15 protein-coding genes are annotated in these 21725 nt (G+C 29.7%); 12 read left to right on the top strand and 3 right to left on the bottom strand.

Going from position 1 to position 21725, the window contains the following annotated elements; genetic code table 11:
- Positions 1 to 180: 180 nt before the first annotated feature.
- Entirely contained in the window at positions 181 to 1299 is a 1119-nt protein-coding gene (gene dnaN, locus LPB03_RS16040; RefSeq protein WP_026775146.1) for a DNA polymerase III subunit beta, read from the bottom strand.
- Between the two features lie 175 nt (positions 1300 to 1474).
- On the opposite strand from dnaN, the gene LPB03_RS16035 reads away from it, so the two are divergent.
- The 3 genes from LPB03_RS16035 to LPB03_RS16025 all read left to right on the top strand — a co-directional run bounded on the left by LPB03_RS16035 (position 1475) and on the right by LPB03_RS16025 (position 7165).
- Positions 1475 to 3961, top strand: coding sequence for a PIG-L family deacetylase (locus LPB03_RS16035; RefSeq protein ID WP_065320645.1), 2487 nt, complete (start codon positions 1475 to 1477; stop codon positions 3959 to 3961).
- Positions 3962 to 4391: 430 nt separating this feature from the next.
- Positions 4392 to 6116 (top strand): sodium:solute symporter family protein, encoded by a 1725-nt coding sequence (locus LPB03_RS16030; RefSeq protein ID WP_065320644.1) that lies wholly within the window; start codon positions 4392 to 4394, stop codon positions 6114 to 6116.
- 77 nt (positions 6117 to 6193) lie between these two features.
- Positions 6194 to 7165 (top strand): Gfo/Idh/MocA family protein, encoded by a 972-nt coding sequence (locus tag LPB03_RS16025; protein ID WP_065320643.1) that lies wholly within the window; start codon positions 6194 to 6196, stop codon positions 7163 to 7165.
- On the opposite strand, the gene LPB03_RS16020 is transcribed toward LPB03_RS16025, so the two are convergent.
- Positions 7162 to 8151: a 2-hydroxyacid dehydrogenase gene (locus LPB03_RS16020; protein WP_065320740.1), complete on the bottom strand. Its 990-nt coding sequence runs from the start codon at positions 8149 to 8151 to the stop codon at positions 7162 to 7164. The two genes, LPB03_RS16025 and LPB03_RS16020, sit on opposite strands and share 4 nt — an antisense overlap.
- Before the next feature lie 98 nt (positions 8152 to 8249).
- Positions 8250 to 9098 (bottom strand): DUF2911 domain-containing protein, encoded by an 849-nt coding sequence (locus LPB03_RS16015; protein WP_065320642.1) that lies wholly within the window; start codon positions 9096 to 9098, stop codon positions 8250 to 8252.
- A 128-nt stretch (positions 9099 to 9226) separates the two neighbouring features.
- Here LPB03_RS16015 and LPB03_RS16010 point away from each other — a divergent pair, with 128 nt between their 5' ends.
- The 9 genes from LPB03_RS16010 to LPB03_RS15970 all read left to right on the top strand — a co-directional run bounded on the left by LPB03_RS16010 (position 9227) and on the right by LPB03_RS15970 (position 21719).
- Positions 9227 to 9988, top strand: coding sequence for an NAD(P)-binding domain-containing protein (locus LPB03_RS16010; protein ID WP_065320641.1), 762 nt, complete (start codon positions 9227 to 9229; stop codon positions 9986 to 9988).
- Positions 9989 to 10050: 62 nt separating this feature from the next.
- Entirely contained in the window at positions 10051 to 10467 is a 417-nt protein-coding gene (locus tag LPB03_RS16005; protein WP_065320640.1) for a VOC family protein, read from the top strand.
- Positions 10468 to 10544: 77 nt separating this feature from the next.
- On the top strand, positions 10545 to 13811 hold the full coding sequence (locus tag LPB03_RS16000; protein WP_170324242.1) for a S41 family peptidase: 3267 nt from the start codon (positions 10545 to 10547) through the stop codon (positions 13809 to 13811).
- 53 nt (positions 13812 to 13864) lie between these two features.
- Positions 13865 to 14752 carry an RluA family pseudouridine synthase gene (locus tag LPB03_RS15995; RefSeq protein WP_065320639.1) on the top strand — a complete coding sequence of 296 codons (888 nt, stop codon included), beginning with the start codon at positions 13865 to 13867 and terminating at the stop codon, positions 14750 to 14752.
- A 130-nt stretch (positions 14753 to 14882) separates the two neighbouring features.
- Positions 14883 to 16160 carry a hypothetical protein gene (locus LPB03_RS15990; protein WP_065320638.1) on the top strand — a complete coding sequence of 426 codons (1278 nt, stop codon included), beginning with the start codon at positions 14883 to 14885 and terminating at the stop codon, positions 16158 to 16160.
- Entirely contained in the window at positions 16160 to 17242 is a 1083-nt protein-coding gene (locus LPB03_RS15985; protein WP_065320637.1) for an AI-2E family transporter, read from the top strand. Before LPB03_RS15990 ends, LPB03_RS15985 begins: the two co-directional genes overlap by 1 nt.
- A 6-nt stretch (positions 17243 to 17248) precedes the next feature.
- Complete coding sequence (locus LPB03_RS15980; RefSeq protein WP_065320636.1) at positions 17249 to 18442, top strand: class I SAM-dependent methyltransferase; 1194 nt, start codon at positions 17249 to 17251, stop codon at positions 18440 to 18442.
- Positions 18443 to 18627: 185 nt separating this feature from the next.
- Positions 18628 to 19425 (top strand): formate dehydrogenase accessory sulfurtransferase FdhD, encoded by a 798-nt coding sequence (fdhD, locus tag LPB03_RS15975; protein WP_065320635.1) that lies wholly within the window; start codon positions 18628 to 18630, stop codon positions 19423 to 19425.
- A gap of 2 nt (positions 19426 to 19427) precedes the next feature.
- A complete protein-coding gene (locus tag LPB03_RS15970) occupies positions 19428 to 21719 on the top strand; it encodes an FdhF/YdeP family oxidoreductase (protein WP_065320634.1) in 2292 nt (763 codons plus the stop codon).
- Positions 21720 to 21725 lie beyond the last annotated feature (6 nt).

The following is a 21725-nucleotide window of genomic DNA, read 5'->3' as shown; positions in this document are numbered from 1 at the left end:
AAACTATTTACAAGAAACAATAATTTGTTTTATTTATCAAAAGAAAAAAGTTTTTAATTTAGATATTTCACTCGTAATTTAAATTTAAAGTTTTCGTTTTGTATTAACTCTTTAAGAAACAAAAAGCCACAATTTTTAAATTGTGGCTTTTTATATTTTGATTCAAAAACTTGAATCTAATTAGTTATTCAACATTACTGGCATTACCAACATTGTAACTTGTTCACCTTCATCTGTTCCATCAATAGGTGTTAAAATTCCTGCTCTGTTTGGTAAAGACATTTCAATTAAAACTTCGTTTGAGCTTAAATTGTTTAACATTTCACTTAAAAAACGAGAGTTAAAGCCAATTTGCATATCATCTCCTTGATAATCGCAACTTAAACGTTCGTCTGCTTTGTTAGCAAAATCTAAATCTTCAGCAGAAATATTTAATTCTGTTCCTGCCATTTTTAATCTTATTTGATGCGTAGTTTTGCTAGAGAAAATAGAAACACGTCTCACAGAGTTTAAGAAAGAAGCTCTATCAACCGTTAATTTATTTGGATTCTCTTTTGGAATTACAGCTTCGTAATTTGGATATTTACCATCAATTAATCTACACACTAAAACTACATTATCGAATGTAAATTTTGCATTTGCATCATTATATTCAATAGTAACTTCGCTTTCAGAACCTCCTAAAATTCCTTTTAATAAGTTTAAAGGTTTCTTTGGCATTATAAATTCTGCAGTTTGATCTGCAGTAACATCTGTTCTAGAATATTTTACCAATTTATGAGCATCAGTAGCTACAAAAGTTAAGCTTTGTGAACTAAACTGAAAAAACACTCCACTCATTACTGGGCGCAAATCGTCATTTCCTGCAGCAAAAATAGTTTTAGAAATCGCAGTTCCTAAAATATGTGCAGGCACAATTGTTTTACTTGGACTTGGTAAAGAAACCGCTTTTGGGAATTCATCACCTCCAAAATAAGCCATGTCATATTTTCCTTGATCAGAACTTATTTCAATAGTATTATCACCTTCTGTTTTAAACGTTAAAGGTTGGTTTGGAAACGTCTTTAAAGTATCTAACAACAAACGTGCAGAAACAGCTATAGAACCAGTACTATCACTTTCTACATCTACTACAGAACTCATTGTGGTTTCTAAATCTGATGCTGAAACTTTTAATTGATTTTCTGATAATTCAAACAAAAAATTGTCTAAAATTGGTAAGGTATTGTTGCTATTTATTACGCCACCTAAAACCTGTAATTGTTTTAACAGTTGCGAACTCGATACAATAAATTTCATTTAGTTTTTTTCTTAATTAGTATTACAAATATAATGTTAATATGTGATTCTGAAAATTAATTTATTAACAGGTTATCAGCATTTTGTTGATGAACTCTAAAACGTTATAAAAATGTTAAGACCTTCCTTTTTACTGATAAAATAAAGTACATTTGTTCGTTATCAAACAATAAAAATGAAAAAAAGTTTACTTACAATTTCAGCTTTTTTGCTGATTTCCATATCAAATTTTGCACAAAAACCTCAAAAATTAACCTCAAACGAGATTTACGAAAAAATTCAGAAGCTTAATTTTTTAGGAACTGCATTGTATATTGCTGCGCATCCAGATGATGAAAATACGCGATTAATTGCTTATTTAGCAAATACTATAAAAGCAAGAACAGGTTATTTATCGTTAACAAGAGGAGATGGAGGACAAAATTTAATTGGGTCTGAAATTAGAGAATTATTAGGTGTTATAAGAACTCAAGAATTATTAGCTGCTAGAAATGTTGATGGTGGAGAACAATTTTTTACCAGAGCAAACGACTTTGGCTATTCAAAACACCCAGATGAAACTTTAGAAATTTGGAACAAAGAAAAGGTTTTGAGTGATGTTGTTTGGGCAATTAGAACCTTTAAACCAGATGTGATTATCAATAGATTTAATCATGAAACTCCAGGAACTACACATGGGCATCATACAAGTTCTGCTATGTTGAGTGTGGAAGCTTTTGAATTGGCAAATGATAGCACACAATTTACTCCTCAATTAAAAAACACCAGTATTTGGCAACCAAAACGTTTATTCTACAATACATCTTCTTGGTTTTATAAAGACAATGCTGCTTTTGAAGCAGCTTCAAAAGATTTGATAAAATTTGATATTGGCGAATATTACCCACAAAAAGGGCTTTCAAATAACGAATTAGCTTCTATTGCAAGTAGCCAACATTTGTCTCAAGGTTTTGGACGTGAATCCACAAGAGGATCGCAAAACGAATATTTAAAATTTTTAAAAGGCGATTCTTTACAAGACAAAAAAGATATTTTTTCAGGAATCAATACTACTTGGAATCGTATCAATGGTGGTGGAAAAATTGGCGATATTTTATATGATATTGAAGAGAATTTCGATTTTAGAAATCCGTCTAAACACATTGCTAAATTAGTAGAAGCGTATCAAAAAATTGAATTATTAGAGGATGAACATTGGAAAAATTTAAAGAAAAAACAAATTTTAGAAATTATTGAAGCGTGTGCTGGTTTATATTTAGAAGCTTCTGCAGAAAGCAATAAAGGAACTCCAAATTCTAACATAAAAGTTGATTTTGAAGTTTTAAACAGAAGTAATGTTTCTATGACTTTGGCTTCCATAACTTCTACAATTAATGGTGAAACCTTTGTTAAACAACAAACTATTACAAACAACCAAGAAATTAATTTTACACAAAATATCAAACTTTCTGTTGATGAATATTCTGATCCTTATTGGTTAAGAAAACCTGCTAAATTAGGCATGTATACTGTTGATGATCCTTTGTTGATAGGAAAACCAGAAACGCCAAGTCCAGCAAAAATAGATTTTAATTTAGTGATTGGAAATATCCCAATTACTTTCACTAAAAATATAGTGAGAAAATATGCTGAAAGCGATAAAGGTGAAATTTACGAACCTTTTGAAATTCTACCTTTAATTACCACAAAACTAGAAGATAAGGTTTTTATTTTTTCAAATGAAAAAGAGAAAAAAGTTAGTGTTACTGTAAAAGCTGGCGCAAATTTCATCTCTGGTAAAGTAACTTTAAAACTTCCCGAAAATTGGCAAGTTTCACCAAATGAAATTGCTTTTAATATCGAACAAAAAAACGACGAAGAAACTGTTGAGTTTATGGTGTCTCCTCCAAGAGAAGCTTCTGTTGGAAAAATGGAAGTGATTGCTTCTTATAATGGAAAAGAATACACGAAAGAATTGTTTGAAATAAATTACAGCCACATTCCTAAACAACGTATTTTATTAAATTCTGAAGCAAAAGTTGTTCGTTTAAACATTAAAAAAACGGGTGATAAAATTGGCTATATAAAAGGTGCTGGAGATGCTGTTCCTGAAAGTTTACGTCAAATTGGGTATACTGTAGATGAAATAAACCCTGCTGATATTAATGAAGACAATTTAAAAAGTTATGATGCCATTGTTTTAGGAATTAGAGCGTATAATGTGGTTAAAGAGCTAAAATTTAAACAAAAATATTTGTTAGAGTATGTTGAAAAAGGTGGTAATATGATTGTTCAATACAACACAAACAGAGGTGTTGATGTTGGATCACCATATAAATTAAGCCTTTCTAGAGATCGAGTTACAGACGAATTTGCAGACGTAACTATTTTAGATAGCAATCACCAATTATTAAATTATCCGAATAAAATTACTGATGAAGATTTTAAAGATTGGGTACAAGAAAGAGGTTTGTATTTTCCAAATGCTTGGGATCCAAATTTTACACCTTTACTTTCTATGTATGATAAAGGAGAATTGCCAAAAAATGGAAGTTTACTAATTGCAAAATATGGCAAAGGAAATTACATCTACACAGGTTTAAGTTTCTTTAGAGAATTACCTGCAGGTGTTTCTGGCGCTTATAAATTGTTTGCGAATATGTTGTCTGTTAAGAGTAGGTAGTTTGTGGTTGGAAGTTTGAAGTTTGAAGTTTGAAGTTTGAAGTTTGAAGTTTGAAGTTTGAAGTTTGAAGTTTGAAGTTTGTAATAAAATGTTTTTTCTGATTATAAATAAAAAAATAATTTGCTCTTAAAAAGTACTGTTTAAAATAAATAAGTTTAGCCCTGATTGAAACGACATCCTTTTTAATTGCTTTTTAAAAAGCACTTTTTTTTTTTGACAAACAGATTGCTTCATCAAGCAAAAAGCTTGATTCGCAATGACGAAATTAAAAAGATATAGTGGAAAGCAGGAAATAGCTTCAAAATAAAAATAATATAAAATGAAACAAGAAAAATATACTTGGAAAAAGGAATACACATTGGTTTTAGTCGCCAATGTTATTTACATCATCGCATTTTATTTTATCACCACTTATTTTACAGTTTAAAGGATGGAAATAGAGAGCAAATTGCATCTTGTAGATTGGATAATTTTATCTGTTACTTTAATCTTTATAGTTGCTTATGGAACCTATGTTACTCGTAAAAACAGCAATGTAACTGACTATATTAAAGGTGGAAGTGATTCAAAATGGTGGACAATTGGTTTATCTGTAATGGCTACTCAAGCTAGTGCAATTACGTTTTTATCTACTCCAGGACAAGCGTTTCATAGTGGAATGGGGTTTGTGCAATTCTATTTTGGTTTGCCAATTGCCATGGTTATTATTTGTGTAGTTTTTATACCTATTTATCATAAATTAAAAGTCTACACAGCTTATGAGTTTTTGGAAGGTAGATTCGATTTAAAAACCAGGAGTTTAGCTGCTATTTTATTCTTAATTCAACGTGGTTTGGCTGCTGGAATTACCATTTTTGCGCCTGCAATTATTTTAAGTGCAGTGTTAGGTTGGGATTTAATGACGCTGAATATTATCATCGGTTTTTTGGTAATTATCTACACAGTTTCTGGAGGAACAAAAGCCGTAAATGTTACTCAAAAACAACAAATGATTATCATTTTTATTGGAATGCTCATTGCATTTTTTATGATTATGAGTCAGCTTCCTGAAAATATTACGTTTACAAATGCGCTTGAAATTGCTGGAGCCAGTAATAAAATGGAAGTGTTGGATTTTTCTTTCGATTTGAGTAATAGATACACAGTTTGGACAGGTATTTTAGGTGGAACATTTTTAATGTTGTCTTATTTTGGGACAGATCAAAGTCAAGTGCAACGTTATTTATCTGGAAAATCTGTAAGAGAAAGTCAGTTAGGTTTAATTTTTAACGGACTTTTAAAAGTACCAATGCAGTTTTTTATTCTTTTGATTGGTGTGATGGTTTTTGTGTTTTATCAATTTAATCCATCTCCATTAAATTTTAATCCTGGTGCAAATCTTGAGGTTCAAAAATCTAAATATGTTGATGAATATAAAGCTTTGGAGCAAGAACACATCAACATAGAAAACAGTAAAAAAGCACTTTTTTTAGATGGATTTCAAGTTGATGAAAAACAACAAATTCAGGAGTTAAATGAAAGAGATTTGGCTATTAAAGCAAAATCGAAAGTAATTATTGACAAACTTGATGAAGAAAATTTGTTAGAGAAAATAGAATCGAATGATAAAGATTATGTGTTTATTCATTTTATTTTAAATAATCTTCCAAGAGGATTAATTGGTTTGTTATTAGCTGTTATTTTATCTGCAGCAATGTCATCTACAGCATCTGAATTAAATGCATTAGCAAGCACAACTGCTATAGATTTGTACAAACGAAATGTAAAAGAAGAAAAAAGCGAGGAACATTTTGTAAAAGCTTCTAAATGGTTCACGTTAGCTTGGGGAATTATTGCTATTTCTGTGGCTTGTGTCGCTAATTTAGTTGACAATTTAATTCAATTAGTAAATATAATTGGCTCTATATTTTATGGTAATGTTTTAGGAATTTTCTTATTGGCATTTTTTGTAAAATATGTAAGAGGAAATGCCGTTTTTATTGCTGCATTAATTACTCAAGTTATCATTATTGCTGTTTACTTTTTAGATTGGTTGCCTTATTTATGGCTCAATTTACTAGGCTGTGCTTTGGTGATGGGAATTGCAATTATTTTACAAACTTTTATCCCTACAAAAGATAAATTTGAGGATTTAGATACAATTGAAACTAATTAACCTAATTATTAAACTTGATAACGTTTTGTAAACACTGAGCAATTATTAAATTAAAAAATGATTTAAAAAAAAATATTATGGAAAATAAAACAATTAAATGGGGAATTATTGGACTTGGAAAAATAGCTAATAAATTTGCAACAGATTTAGCAACTATAGAAGATGCAGAATTAGTTGCAGTTGCATCTAGGAGTCAAGAAAATGCCAATGATTTTGCTAAAAAATACAATGCAAAAAAAGCCTATAATTCTTATGAAGCATTGGCAAAAGATCCTGATATTGATGCTGTTTATATTGCAACTCCACATAGTTTTCATAAAGAACATTCTATTTTATGTTTACAAAATAAAAAGGCAGTTTTATGCGAAAAACCTTTTGCTATGAATTTGCAAGATGTTTCAGAAATGATTGCTGTTGCCAAAGAAAATAACACCTTATTAATGGAAGCTTTATGGACGTATTTTCTACCTCATTATGATTTTGTTTTAGAAATAATACAACAAGAAAAATTCGGAAAACTACAAGAACTAAAAGCCGATTTTGGTTTTTATACACCTTATAATACAGATAGCAGAGTTTTTAAAAAAGAAGTTGGTGGAGGAAGTTTGTTAGACATTGGTATTTATCCAATTTTTGCTGCATTATCAACTTTAGGAAAACCAAAAAACATCAAAGCAGAAGCTACGTTTTTTGAAAACGGTGCAGATTCTAGTTGCTCAATTATTTTTGAGTATGAAAACGCAAAAGCACATTTAAAGAGCACTTTATTAGAAAACACACCTACAGAAGCGATTTTTACTTTTGAAAAGGCTATCGTAAAAATAAATACGAAATTTCACGAACCTTCAACTGTTACTATCATAAAAAATAACAAGGAAGAAACTATCGATTTTGGCTACGAAACCATTGGTTATAGTTACGAAACTGAACATTTTAATCACTTAATTAGAAAGAACAAAAAAGAAAGTAATATTATGACTTTTGAATTCTCTAAAGATTTAATGCAAACTTTAGATGATGTTCGAAAAGTTATTGGTTTGGAGTATTAACTCACTTCATTCGTCAATTTCTCATCATTCATAAACTCTTGAATATTGTTTAAAGTTGTGGTGGTTATTTCTGTCATAGCTTCTTTGGTAAAAAAAGCTTGATGAGAAGTAATCAACACGTTTGGAAAACTGTTTAACCTTAGTAGCAAATCGTCTTTAATAATACTTTCTGACAAATCTTTAAAAAACAAATTTTCTTCTTGCTCATACACATCAATTCCTAAAAAGGCAATTTTTTTTGATTTTAAACCTGTAATTACATCTTTGGTATTTACTAATGCACCTCTACTTGTGTTTACTAACAAAACACCTTTTTTCATTTTTTCGATGGAACTTTTATCAATAATATGTTTTGTCTTTTCGTTTAAAGGACAATGAAGCGAAATAACATCACTTTTATTAAAAAGTTCCTCCAAAGAAACATATTTCACTCCATTTTTTTCCAGTTCTTCATTTTTATTAATGTCATAAGCCAAAACCTCACAACCAAAACCCTTGGCTATTCTACAAAATGCAGCTCCTATTTTCCCTGTTCCAACAACACCAACAACTTTTTTATATAAATTAAAACCGATTAAATTCGTTAGCGAGAAATTACCTTCTCTAACTCTGTTATAGGCTTTATGCGTTTTCCTGTTTAATGTTAAAATAAGTGCCATTGCATGTTCTGCAACAGCTTCTGGGCTATAAGCTGGCACTCTCACAACTTTTATATTATTTTCTTTACATGCATTTAAATCTACATTATTAAAACCAGCACATCTCAAAGCAATTAATCTCACGCCTTTTTTAGCAATAGTTTCAACAGTTTTTTTGTTGAGTACATCATTTACAAATACACAAACTGCATCAAAATCTTTGGTTAATTTTGCTGTATTTGGTTTTAAATTTGCTTCATAATAAGAGATTTTTATATCATATTCATTTTTGAATTTTTCAAAATATTCTTTATCATAAGGTTTGGTACTAAAAACGGCTAGATTCATTCTGTATTTTTCACCTAATTTAATCAATATAAAGTTAGCACAAAAAAAAAACTCAAGCTTAAACTTGAGATTTTTAATTTTTTAAAGAAAGTTACAATTTACATTGCTCCCCATTCTTTTAAAGATTCTTTGTTCATTTTTATATAACCATCATTTTTAGCTATTTCTGCATGTTTTAAAGATTCTTTTGCAGCAGCAATTGCACCTTTTTTATTTCCTGCTTTTGCATGGATTAAAGATTGCTGACGTAAATACCAAAATTTTGGAGCATCAGCAGTCATTGCAACAGCTTTGTCAATCCAAGTTTGTGCTTGTTTAATATCTTTACCAGCTTCTAAATAATATACAGCAGATGCATACATATCTTGTGCAGAAGGCCCAGCCATTAAAGCCGTAATTTGCTTAGAAACCATTTCTTCTGTTGGAGTTTTAAACTCAAAAGGCACATAAACATTTTCCCACATAATTCCTAAAACAGCAGAATTATTTGTTAAATCGTCAAAAGAAATTGTAAACGTTTCAATATTCATAGGAATTTCTATGGCATCTACAGTAACTTTTGCTGCAACTTTAGCTTCATCCCATTTTGCTGGAGCTCCCCAATTTGTTGCGTCTGTATATAACATTACATCCCAAGTTTTTTCTCCAGGAATTGTATATAATGCATACGTTCCTGCTTTTAAAGTGTTACCATCTACCATAAAATCTGTAGAAAAAGTAAGTGTTGTGTTTGCATTTGCACCTGTTCTCCAAACTTTTCCATAATCTTCTAAACCTCCAAAGATTTTTCTTCCTTTCATGCTAGGTCTAGAATACTCTACAGTTACATCTGTTAAACCAACAGTTTGTACAATTTTTTGAGCAGGACTTGGTGCTGGTGTTTTAATTTGTGCATTTGTAGAAAAAGCAAAAGCCGCTACAAATAGTGATAGTATTATTTTTTTCATAATTACTGAATTATTTAATTTATAATTATCTCAAATTTACGATTTACAAAAAGTACAAACGTTAACAAAATCTTAAATTAAGGCATTGTATCTTTGCTATAATTCCATAAAATTAACATCAATTATATATGAATACAATAAGCATTTTAGGCTGTGGTTGGCTAGGAAAAACCCTTGCAATTTCTTTTATAAATGAAGGGTATACTGTAAAAGGTTCTACAACATCCGAAGAAAAATTAGAGCTTTTAGAAATGAATGGTATTGAACCTTATATAGTTGATATTAGCGATTTCGAAGAATATGATAGTTTCTTAAATTCTGATATTTTAATTATAGCCATTACCTCTAAAGATGTAGATGGTTTTGAAAATTTGATTGCTCAAATACAAGAATCGTCAATCCAAAAAGTAATTTTTATAAGCTCTACTTCTGTGTATGGAAAATTAAATAAAGTAATGACAGAGGAAGATGCCGTTTTAAAATTACCTCTTACAGAAATTGAAAACTTGTTTAGAGAAAACACTTTTTTTGAGACTACAATTATTCGTTTTGCGGGTTTATTTGGTGATGAAAGACAACCTGCAAATTGGTTTAAAAATGGAAAGAAAATTCCACAGCCAAAAGGCTTTGTAAATATGATTCATAAAGAAGATTGTATTGAAATTATTCAAGAAATTATTGCTCAGAATTGCTGGAATGAAACTTTTAACGCCTGTTCAAATCATCACCCAACAAGAAGAGAATTTTATACACTGGCAAAATTAAATAATGATTTTGAAGTACCAAAATTTGAAGAAAATGAAGTGTATGAATGGAAAATTATCAGCTCTAAAAAAATACAAGAGGTTTTAGACTATACTTTTATTCATGATGATTTGTTACGTATATAATTTTTTGTATTTTTATTTTGATAAACAACCATCAAAAAAACGACTCTTAAAATCTACTTTAAATGATACAACCTTTTCACATTGCAATTCCTGTTCAGAATTTAGAACCTTGCAGAACATTTTACAGAGATATTTTAAACTGTTCTGAAGGTAGATCTACAGAAAGTTGGGTAGATTTTAATTTCTTTGGACATCAATTGGTACTTCATCAAAAAGAAGATTTTAAACCACAAAGAATCTCAAATCCTGTGGATGGTTTTGATGTTCCTGTACCTCATTTTGGTGTTGTTTTAACTTGGGAAGATTGGCATTCTTTAGCTGATAGATTAAAAGCAGCCAACACAAAATTTGAAATTGAACCTTGTATCCGTTTTAAAGGAAAAGTGGGTGAACAAGCAACGATGTTTTTTAAAGATCCAGAAAATAATGCTTTAGAATTTAAAGCTTTTCAAGATATTGGGCAGTTATTTGCTAAATAGATTTTCTTTACTTTTTTTCATGCTTATTTTTAATTTGATTTTTTTATCTTTAAAAAATGAATCAAAATGCATTTATTATGAAAAAAATTATCCTTCTTTTTACTTTAATCTTTAGTTATTCTATTTTTTCACAAGGCACAAGATTGTTAAGACAACCAACCTTATCAAATACTGATGTTGTTTTTGTTTATGGAGCAGATTTATGGAAAGTTCCTATAAATGGTGGCAATGCTGTTCGTTTAACAAGTGATGAAGGTGAAGAATCTAATCCACAATTTTCTAAAGATGGAAAATGGATTGCTTTTACAGCAGAATATGATGGAAATACAGATATTTATATAGTTGCTGCAACTGGTGGAGAACCAAAAAGATTAACCTATCATTCTGCAGCAGATATTGTACAAGGTTGGACTCCAGATGGAACAATATTATTCAGATCTAACAGAGAATCTAAACCTACACAAACCAATAAATTTTATACGATTTCTACTGAAGGTGGCATGCCAGAACCTTTTGAAATTCCAAGAGCTGCTTATGGAGAAATTTCTGAAGACAATAAATATATTGCCTATACACCAATTACAAGTTGGGATGCTGAATGGAGAAATTATAGAGGTGGCCAAGCAATGCCTATTTGGATTGTAGATTTAAAAACAAAAGAATTGATAAAAACTCCACAAAAAGATGGAGAAAGACATGTAAACCCTGTTTGGTTTAATGGAGATGTATATTATATTTCAGAAAGAGATTACACAGCAAATATTTGGTCTTATAACATCAACACAAAAACAGAAACACAAATTACATTTCACAAGAAATTTGATGTTAAAAATATTGATGCCAATAAAAACGGAATTGTTTACGAACAAGGAAGTTATTTGCATTTTTTAAATCCAGAAACCAAAGAAACAAATCAAATTGTAATTACTGTTAAAGGGGATTTAAATTACTCTAGAACAAGATGGATGAATGTTACTGGAAGAAACTTAACAAATCCAAATGTTTCCCCAAATGGAAAAAGAGCAATCTTTGAACATCGAGGAGAAATTTTTACAATTCCTAAAGAAAATGGAACGTGGAGAAACTTAACAAATTCTTCTGGAGTAGCAGATCGTTCACCAATTTGGTCTCCAAAAGGCGATAAAGTTGCTTGGTTTTCTGATAAAAATGGAGAATATGAATTAGTATTGGCAGATCAAAATGGCGATAATCAAGAATTTATAAAACTACCAAATCCTACTTTTTACTTTCAGCCAGATTGGTCTTCAGATGGAAAACATATTGCCTATACAGATACTAATTTTGTAATTTGGATTATCAATATAGAAAATAAAAAAATCACTAAAGTTGATGCAGATGGTTTTGCACATCCAAACAGAACGATGAATCCAAAATTTTCTCCAGATAGCGATTGGATAGCCTATGCAAAACAAAATAATAATAATTTTAAATCTATTTATGCATACCAAATTAGTACACAGAAAATTGTTCAAATTACAGATCCAATTGCAGATGCAATTTCACCTGTTTGGGATGCATCAGGAAAGTATATTTATACATTAGCAAGTACAGATTATGGTTTGCAAACTGGTTGGTTAGACATGAGTTCTTACGATCCAAGTGTTACAAGAGCCTTATATACAGTTGTTTTAAATTCTACAGATAAAGCACCAACTTTACCAAAAACAGATGAAGAATCTTTAGAAAAAGAGAAAACAGATGATGATAAAAAAGACAAGAAAGAAGATAAAAAGTCTGACAAAAAATCATCCGAAGAAAATAAAACAATTATAGATGAAAAAGGATTATTTGACAGAGCTGTTGTTTTAGATTTACCTGCAAGAAATTATACTGGATTATTAAAAGGCCCAAAAAATAAAGTTTTTATTGCTGAATCTATTCCTAATGCTAGTGGATTAACATTACATTCTTATGATGTTTCTAAAGAAAAAGCTACCATTTTTGCTACAGAAGTTTCTTCAATGAATGCTTCAAATGATAGAGAATCAATATTACTTTCTAAAAACGGGAATTGGAGTTTAGAAAGCACTAAAGCTGATAAACTTGGTAAAGAAACCTTAAATACGAATCTTAAAATTAAAGTTGACCCAAAAGCGGAAGCACATCAAATTTTTAAAGAAGGCTGGAGATATATGCGTGATTTTTTATACGTAGATAATGTGCATGGTGCCCCTTGGAATGACATTTACGAATGGTATTCTCCTTGGATAAATGATGTAAAACATAGAAGCGATTTGAATTATGTAGTTGATATTATGAGTGGTGAAGTTGCTATTGGGCATTCGTATGTTTCTGGTGGAGATTTACCAAATATTGATAGAGTTCCTGTGGGTTTATTAGGAGCAGATTTCGAAAAGAAAGACGGATTTTATCGTTTTGCTAAAATTTATAAAGGCGAACGTTGGAATCCTACTATCAAAGCGCCTTTAGGAATTCCTGGAATTAATGTAAATGAAGGCGATTATTTAATTGAAATTAATGGAGTTGCCCTAACATCAGCAATGAATCCATATAAATTATTAGAGCAAACTGCTGGAAGAGAGATTTATATAAAAGTAAATGATAAACCATCCACAAAAGATGCAAGAACAGTTTTAATAACACCTACTTATAGCGAAAGAAGTTTGCGTTCTATAGATTGGGTAGAAAGTAATAGAAGAAAAGTTGATGAACTTTCTAAAGGAAAATTAGCTTATGTGTATGTTCCAAATACTAGCAATCCTGGTTTTACATCTTTCAATAGATATTATTTTTCTCAACAAGATAAAAAAGGAGTTATTATTGATGAAAGAAATAATGGAGGTGGTTCTGCTGCAGATTATATGATTGATATCATGTCTAGAGAAGTGGTTGGGTATTTTAATAGTAAAACCGAAAGCAGAAAACCTTGGACAACACCAATGGCTGGAATTTGGGGACCAAAAGTGATGATTATAAATGAAAGAGCTGGTTCAGGTGGAGATTTACTTCCATACATGTTTAAAGAGAAAAATTTGGGTCCTTTAGTGGGCACTAAAACTTGGGGAGGCTTAGTTGGAACTTGGGATACTCCTCCTTTTATTGATGGAGGAAGAATGGTTGCTCCAAGAGGTGGCTTTTTTGATGTTGATGGAAATTGGGCTGTAGAAGGTGAAGGAGTTGCACCAGATATTGAAGTGCACCAAACACCAAAAGAAGTGTTGGCAGGTCAAGATCCTCAATTAGAAAAAGCTGTTGAAGAAGCTCTTCGATTATTGAATTTGAATGAATTTAAAATGAAATCAGAGCCAAAAGCACCAATTCGTTCTAAAAGACCAAAAGGCTATAAAACTTCTAATAATTAGAATATTTGAACGGATTATTTTTAAAAATAATCCGTTTTTAATTTATTATATTTTTGAATACTATAGAAACTCACATTGCCAAAAAATTAGAAACACCAATTCGTTTTCAAAAATACGGAGTTGGCATCTTTAAAACGATTCCAACAAAATCTGGTATTAAAAAAGCCATCAAAAAAGAGTTGATTTTTATTGATGGAATTTTAGCAACCACCTCAAAATATATTTCTGGAGGAGAAAGAATCGAGTTGTTTGAATCCGAAAAATCCTCAACTTTTGAAAGGTTAAAATTAGATTTACAAGTTTTATTTGAAGATGATTATTTAGCTATTATTTATAAACCAGCTGGCATTTTAGTCAGTGGCAATAAATTTGTAACTATTGCAAATGGTTTAACACAAAACTTAAAAAAAAGTAATCAAATAGATGCTGTAAAACCACAACCAATTCACAGATTAGATTACCCAACAAGTGGACTTCTATTAATTGGAAAAACAAGTTCATCAATTCTGCAATTAGGAGATTTATTTAAAAACAAAGAGATCCAAAAAACATATTTTGCAACTGCGATTGGCAAAATACAAACCCAAGGAGAAATCATTTTTTCTGTTGATGAAAAAGAAGCATTTACAAAATTTGAAGTTTTACAAACTGAAAAATCTGAACGCTTTGAATTTTTAAATTTGGTAAAATTATCACCTAAAACAGGCAGAAAACATCAATTAAGAAAACATTTATTAGCAATTGGAAATCCAATTTTGGGTGATAAAATGTATTTTTTAGAAGATAAAATTTTAAACGGAAAAGGTCTGTATTTGCATGCAGGTTCTTTAGAATTTTCACATCCGTTTACGAAAGAAAAAATAAAGGTTTCTAAAGAGTTGCCTAAAAAGTTTACAAAGATCTTTAATGATTTTAAATTGATAAATATTACTCATGGATAAACCTAGAGTAAAATTGTCATCTATTTTAAAAAAAACTTTAACACCAAAACACATATTAGATTATTACCTTCAAAATAAATAAGTTCCTTTAAAAAGTAATAAATTTGTGTTTTAAAATTGAAAGCGTAAAATGAAGAAATTTTTTAAGTTTTTAGGAATTCTCCTAGTAGTACTTATTGTTGCAGGAATTATTTTTTATTTCGTTAAAAACGAAAAATTACCTCAAGGAAAACAAGGTGTAGAAGCAGAAGCTTTGGCAACTAAAATGTTTAACGCCATAAATCACAAAGCTTTTGAAACTACAGAGATTATTGAGTGGGATTTTAGAAATGCTCATTTTTATAAATGGTACAAACAAAAAAATATTGTAGAAGTTTCTTGGGATGAAAACAAGGTGATTTTAAACACAAAAGAACCAAAGAAATCCGAAGTTTTTGTTGACAATACAAAAGTTAACAATCAAGAACTTGTAAAAACAGCAGAAAATTACTTTAACAACGATTCTTTCTGGCTAATTGCACCTTATAAAATATTTGATGCTGGCACAAAGAGAAGTATTGTAAATTACGAAAACAAACAAGCACTAATGATTACCTATACTTCTGGTGGCTCAACTCCTGGAGATTCTTATTTGTGGTTTTTAGATGATAATTACATGCCAACATCGTTCAAAATGTGGACGAACGTTATTCCAATTGGTGGAGTTTCTGCAACTTGGACCAATTTTAAAAACACAAAATCTGGCATAAAACTACCAACAAATCACACCCTTTCTTTATTTGGATTAGAAATACCAATTAACAATGTAAAAACCTACAATGAAAATGCAGATGCTTTAGCAAACAAAATATTAAAAGCCATTAAACACGAAAATTATAAAAATACTAAATTTTTAGAATGGAGTTTTGGTGGAAAAAGAGCTTTTAAATGGGATAAAGAAAACCATATTGTAGATGTTTCTTGGGATAATTTTCGAGTACATTTATATCCACAAGATATTGATAAAAGTACCGTTTTTTTTGAAGGTGTAAAACAAGAAGATACAGATGAAAAAATTGTAAAAAGAGCTTGGGATATCTTTAATAACGATTCTTTTTGGTTGGTTGCACCTCATAAATTATTTGATAATGGAACTATCAGAACCATAGAAAATTTTGATAACCAAGAGGTTTTAAGAGTTACCTACACATCTGGAGGTACAACTCCTGGAGATTCTTACGTATGGATTTTAGATGATAATTTTGTACCAAATAGCTATAAAATGTATTTAAAAAATGGTAGAATGAATGGAACTTCTGCAACTTGGGAAAATTGGATTACTACAGAAAGTGGAACATTATTACCAACAAATCACACTTTTGAAAGTGGCAGTGAATTAAGTATGGGCCAAGTTAAAGGATATAATTAATGACATCAAGAACAATTTCGAAGGGAATTTTAAGAGCAATGGCTATTATTTTAGGCATTGTTTTACTTTTGTTTTTTTTATATAAAATTCAATCTGTAATTGTTTACATCGTAATTGCTAGTATTGTTTCTTTAATTGCAAGACCATTTATTAAGTTTTTAAGAATACGATTAAAATTCCCAAATACCATTGCTGTTGTAACCACAATGATTTTAATGTTAGGGGTTTTAGCAGGTATATTTGTACTTTTTATTCCGTTGATAATCGAACAAGGTAGAAATTTATCTCTCTTACAAATCGATCAATTAGAAACCGATATTCAAAATCTTTTTAGTCAAATTACAAACTACTTTTCATCAAAAGGAATTGATGTTTTAGGCGAACTAAAAAACATCGATTTAACATCTCAATTTAAAGCAATTCCTAATTTATTAAACTATCTTTTAGAAACACTTGGTTCTTTAAGTATTGGATTGTTTTCGGTATTATTTATTACGTTTTTCTTTATGAAAGACAATCGATTATTAAAAAATGGAATTATGACGTTAATTCCAGATAAAACAGAAAGTAGATTTTCTAAATCTCTAGAAACTATTAATGATTTACTATCAAGATATTTTATTGGGCTTATTTTTCAGATTATAATTTTATTTGTTTTATACACAATTATCTTGTTAACATTTGGCATTACAAACGCTGTTGTGATTGCATTTTTGTGTGCTTTGCTAAACTTAATACCTTATATAGGACCTGTTATTGGATTTGTAATTATGTTAATTTTATCGATGACAAGTAATCTTCAACAAGATTTTCAAACGGAAATATTACCAACAACTATTTATGTAATGATTGGGTATTTTATTGCTCAAATTATCGATAATTTTGCAAGTCAGCCAATAATTTTCTCAAAAACAACAAAATCGCATCCGTTAGAAATTTTCTTAATTATTATTATTGGAGGTTTGCTATTTGGTATTTTAGGAATGATAACTGCTGTACCAACTTATACAGCTTTAAAAGTTATTTTAAAAGAGTTTTTAGCCGACAATAAGATTGTAAAATCATTAACCAAAAACCTATAATTTCTTTTGAATTTTGATATTTTAAATGAGGATGTTCAGCAATTTATTACTGATAATTTACAATCAGAAATCACAAAACTGATTTTAAAAGGAAGTCCTTTTGCTACTATTTCCATTCAAGAATTAGCCAATCAAATACTTGCAAAACAAAAATCAACAAAAAAACTACCAACTTGGTTTTCTTCTGATACCATTTATTATCCTGCAAAAATTAGTATTGAGCAAACCTCATCAGAAACAACAGCAAACTATAAATCAAAAATTATTGCTGGTGATTCAATTATTGATATTACAGGAGGATTTGGCGTAGACTGTTATTATTTTTCAAAGCAATTCAAAAAAGTAATTCATTGTGAAATTAACGAAGAATTATCAACCATTGTGAAACACAATTACAAACAATTACATATCAAAAATATTGATACTTTTTGTGGTAATGGTTTGGATTACTTAAAAGAAAATAACACAACTTTCGATTGCATTTACATAGATCCTTCCAGAAGAGATGATGTAAAAGGAAAAGTTTTTATGTTGAAAGATTGTCAGCCATATATTCCACCTAAAATTGATTTTTTATTTACAAAAGCCCATCAAATTTTAATAAAAGTTTCGCCTATTTTAGATCTCAAAAACACCATTAGAGAGTTACAAAATGTAAAAGAAATTCATATTGTTGCACTTCATAACGAAGTTAAGGAAGTCCTTTTTTTACTAGAAAAAAATTACACAAATACAATACAGATTAAAACAATTAATATTCTAAAAACTAAAAACCAGTGTTTTGAATTTGATTTTAATGAAGAAGTAAACTCCACATATTCAGAACCTCTCTCCTATTTATATGAACCCAATGTTGCTATTTTAAAGTCTGGTGGTTTTCATCAAATATCAGAAAAATTAAATATTTACAAATTACAGCAACACTCACACTTATACACATCAAAAACGCTCATTAATTTTCCAGGAAGAGTTTTTAAAATTGAACACGTAATTTCTTATGATAAGAAAAAACTAAAAAAACTGTTACCTGATCATAAAGCAAATATTACTACCCGAAATTTTCCCAAAACTGTGGCACAAATCAGAAAAGAAACCAAAATAAAAGATGGTGGAAATACGTATATTTTCTTTACAACCGATGTAAACAATATATCTAAATTGGTTATCTGTAAGAAAGTAGCCAAAAATGTATCAAATTAATAAATAATTTATAAATTTTATCTTTTCTAATTAAAATAAAAGATTATATTTGTAACTACTTTATGTGTTTTATTTTTAGGGGTATAAGACACTAAAGCCCAAGTCTCGATTTTAAAGATCGAGACTTTTTTTTTACACTATTAATTTTTCATTAAATTTGTTTGGTAAAATAACTTTAAAATAAAATGCAAGCAGCTAATTATCAAAGTTTAAAAATATCACCAAATAGCGCTGTAAAAATTGATGATTTTTTAGTTGTAGAAGCGCCACTTCAAATAAATATTAACAACGAACCTTACACTGTTGTTATGAGAACTCCAAACAACGATTTTGAGCTAATAACAGGTTTACTTTTTGCTGAAGATATTTATAAAAAAGACGCTCCATTAGTATTCCAAATTATAAAAGAAATTTCAAAAATACCAGCTATCATAAATGTTGATATTCAAAATGATGCATTAGGAAAAGGCTATTTAAATAAACGAACTTTACTCTCTGTTTCCTCTTGTGGCATTTGTGGCAAAAGAGAATTAGGAGACTTAAATGTAGTTGGAAAAAGTTTAGAGAAAAAGATTCAAATTTCTGCGGATAGTTTGCATAAAATGCATCTTGTTATGAAAAATTTTCAAGAAACTTTCAAAAAAACAGGAGGCAGTCATGCAGCTGCTATTTTTAATAAAGATCAAGAGTTATTAACAATAAAAGAAGATTTAGGAAGACACAATGCTGTTGATAAATCAGTTGGAGATTTGTTGATTACTCAAAATTTAAAAAACGCACATTTTTTATTGGTAAGTGGTAGGGTTTCTTACGAAATTGTAACCAAATCTTTTATTGCTAAAATTCCTGTAATTGTTGCTATTTCAGCATGCTCCTCTTTGGCTGTTGATTTTGCAAAAGAGTTCGGAATTTGCTTAATTGGTTTTACAAGAAATAATAAAATGACGGTTTACGCCAACCCTAACAGTATAAATAATTTTTAAGAATGATTAAAAAAACAGATGCACAACCACCAGAAAAATTTACAGGAATAGAACTTACAGATATTCCAAAATCGGCAGTTGGTGTAAAAGCAATTAAATCTTCTTTAAATCATGTTGTTGGTGAGGTTGGGTTGGTAAAAGGAATTAAATTACTTAAAAACTTAAACCAAAAATATGGTTTTGATTGCCCAGGTTGTGCTTGGCCAGATCCAGATGAAAAGCGTGCTTTTTTAGCAGAATATTGTGAAAATGGCGCAAAAGCTGTAGCTGAAGAAGCAACTAAAAATCGTGTTTCACCAATGTTTTTTTCTACGTATTCTGTTCCTAATTTAGCAAAATTATCTGATTACGAAATCGGAAAAAAAGGAAGAATTACACAACCCGTTTATTTACCTGAAGGCGCAAACCATTATAAAGAAATTTCTTGGAAAGATGCTTTTTCTTTAATTGCTGATGAATTAAATGGATTAGATTCTCCTGATGAAGCTATTTTTTACACCTCTGGAAGAACAAGTAATGAGGCTGCTTTTTTATATCAACTTTTTGTTCGTCAATTTGGTACTAATAATTTACCTGATTGCTCTAATATGTGTCACGAATCTAGTGGTGCTGCACTTTCTGAAACGCTAGGAATTGGAAAAGGATCTATAACTTTAGATGATTTTAATCACACAGATTTAATTATTGTAATGGGTCAAAACCCAGGCACAAACCACCCAAGAATGTTAACAGCTTTGGGTGAAGCTAAAAAAAACGGGAGTAAAATAATCACTATAAACCCTTTGCCAGAAGTTGGTTTAATGAATTATAAAGATCCACAAAACCCTTTAAAATGGGTTGGTTCTGGTCAAGATTTAACCGATTTATTTCTGCAAGTTAAAATTAATGGAGATGTTGCTTTGCTAAAAATCATCTTAAAATTGATGCTTAAAAAAGAGGAAGATACTCCTTATTCTGTTTTTGATTATGATTTTATTAAAAATAAAACACATGGAATTGAAGACTTATTAGATGATTTAGAAACGTATTCTATTGATTATTTAGTACCTCAAACAGGTTTATCACTTGAAAAAATAAAAGAAGCTGCAGATTTAATTATCAATAAAAAAAAGGTAATTATTTGTTGGGCAATGGGACTTACGCAACACAAAAATTCTGTAGATACTATTAGAGAAATTGTAAATATTTTATTGTTAAAAGGAAGTATTGGCAAACAAGGTGCAGGAACATGCCCAGTTCGTGGTCATTCTAATGTTCAAGGAGATAGAACTATGGGCATTTGGGAAAAAATGTCGGATGATTTTTTAGATAAATTAGATGCAAATTTCAATTTTAAATCACCAAGAAAACATGGTTTTGATGTGGTAAATTCTATTGAAGCCATGCACAAAAACAAAGCAAAAGTATTTTTTGGAATGGGTGGTAATTTTGTTTCTGCAACTCCAGATACAGAATTTACTGCAGAAGCTTTAAGAAAGTGTAATTTAACAGTGCATGTTTCTACAAAACTAAATAGAAGTCATTTAATTCACGGAAAAAAAGCATTAATTTTACCTTGTTTAGGTAGATCTGAAAAAGATATACAAAGTACTGGAGAACAATTTATATCCGTAGAAAACTCTATGGGCGTTATTCATAATTCTCAAGGACATTTGAACCCTGCTTCTGAACATCTTTTAAGTGAACCTGCCATTGTTGCTGGGTTGGCAAATGCAACATTAAAAAAGTCTTCTGTAAATTGGACAAAATTAGTATCAAACTACGATTTTATCAGAAATGAAATTGAAGCAGTAATTCCAGGTTTTGAAAATTATAATGAACGTGTAAGAGTTGGTAAAGGTTTTTATTTACCAAACAACGCAAGAGAAAACGATTTTAAACCAACGAATACAGGTAAAGCAAATTTTAGTATCAATTCACCCTCAGAAATTAAGTTAGAAGAAAATCAATTTATTTTAATGACAATTAGAACTCACGATCAATTCAACACCACAATTTATGGTTTAAATGATCGATATCGAGGTGTTTTAAACGAACGTAGAGTAATTTTCATGAATCCAAAAGACATGCAAAAACTTCATTTAGAAAAACTTGATTTAGTAGATTTAACGAGTCATTTTAATGGAGAAGTAAGAGAAGCTAAAGGTTTTTTAGCAATTCCATATAGCATTCCAGAACAATGTACTGCAACGTATTTTCCTGAGGCAAATGTTTTAGTACCTATAAAAAGTACTGCTGATATTAGCAATACACCCAACTCTAAATCAACAATAATTACCATTAAAAAAAGATAATTTTAT

This window comes from Polaribacter vadi, assembly GCF_001761365.1.
GTDB classification, from domain to species: domain Bacteria; phylum Bacteroidota; class Bacteroidia; order Flavobacteriales; family Flavobacteriaceae; genus Polaribacter; species Polaribacter vadi.
This window is presented reverse-complemented; position numbering and strand designations above follow the sequence as displayed.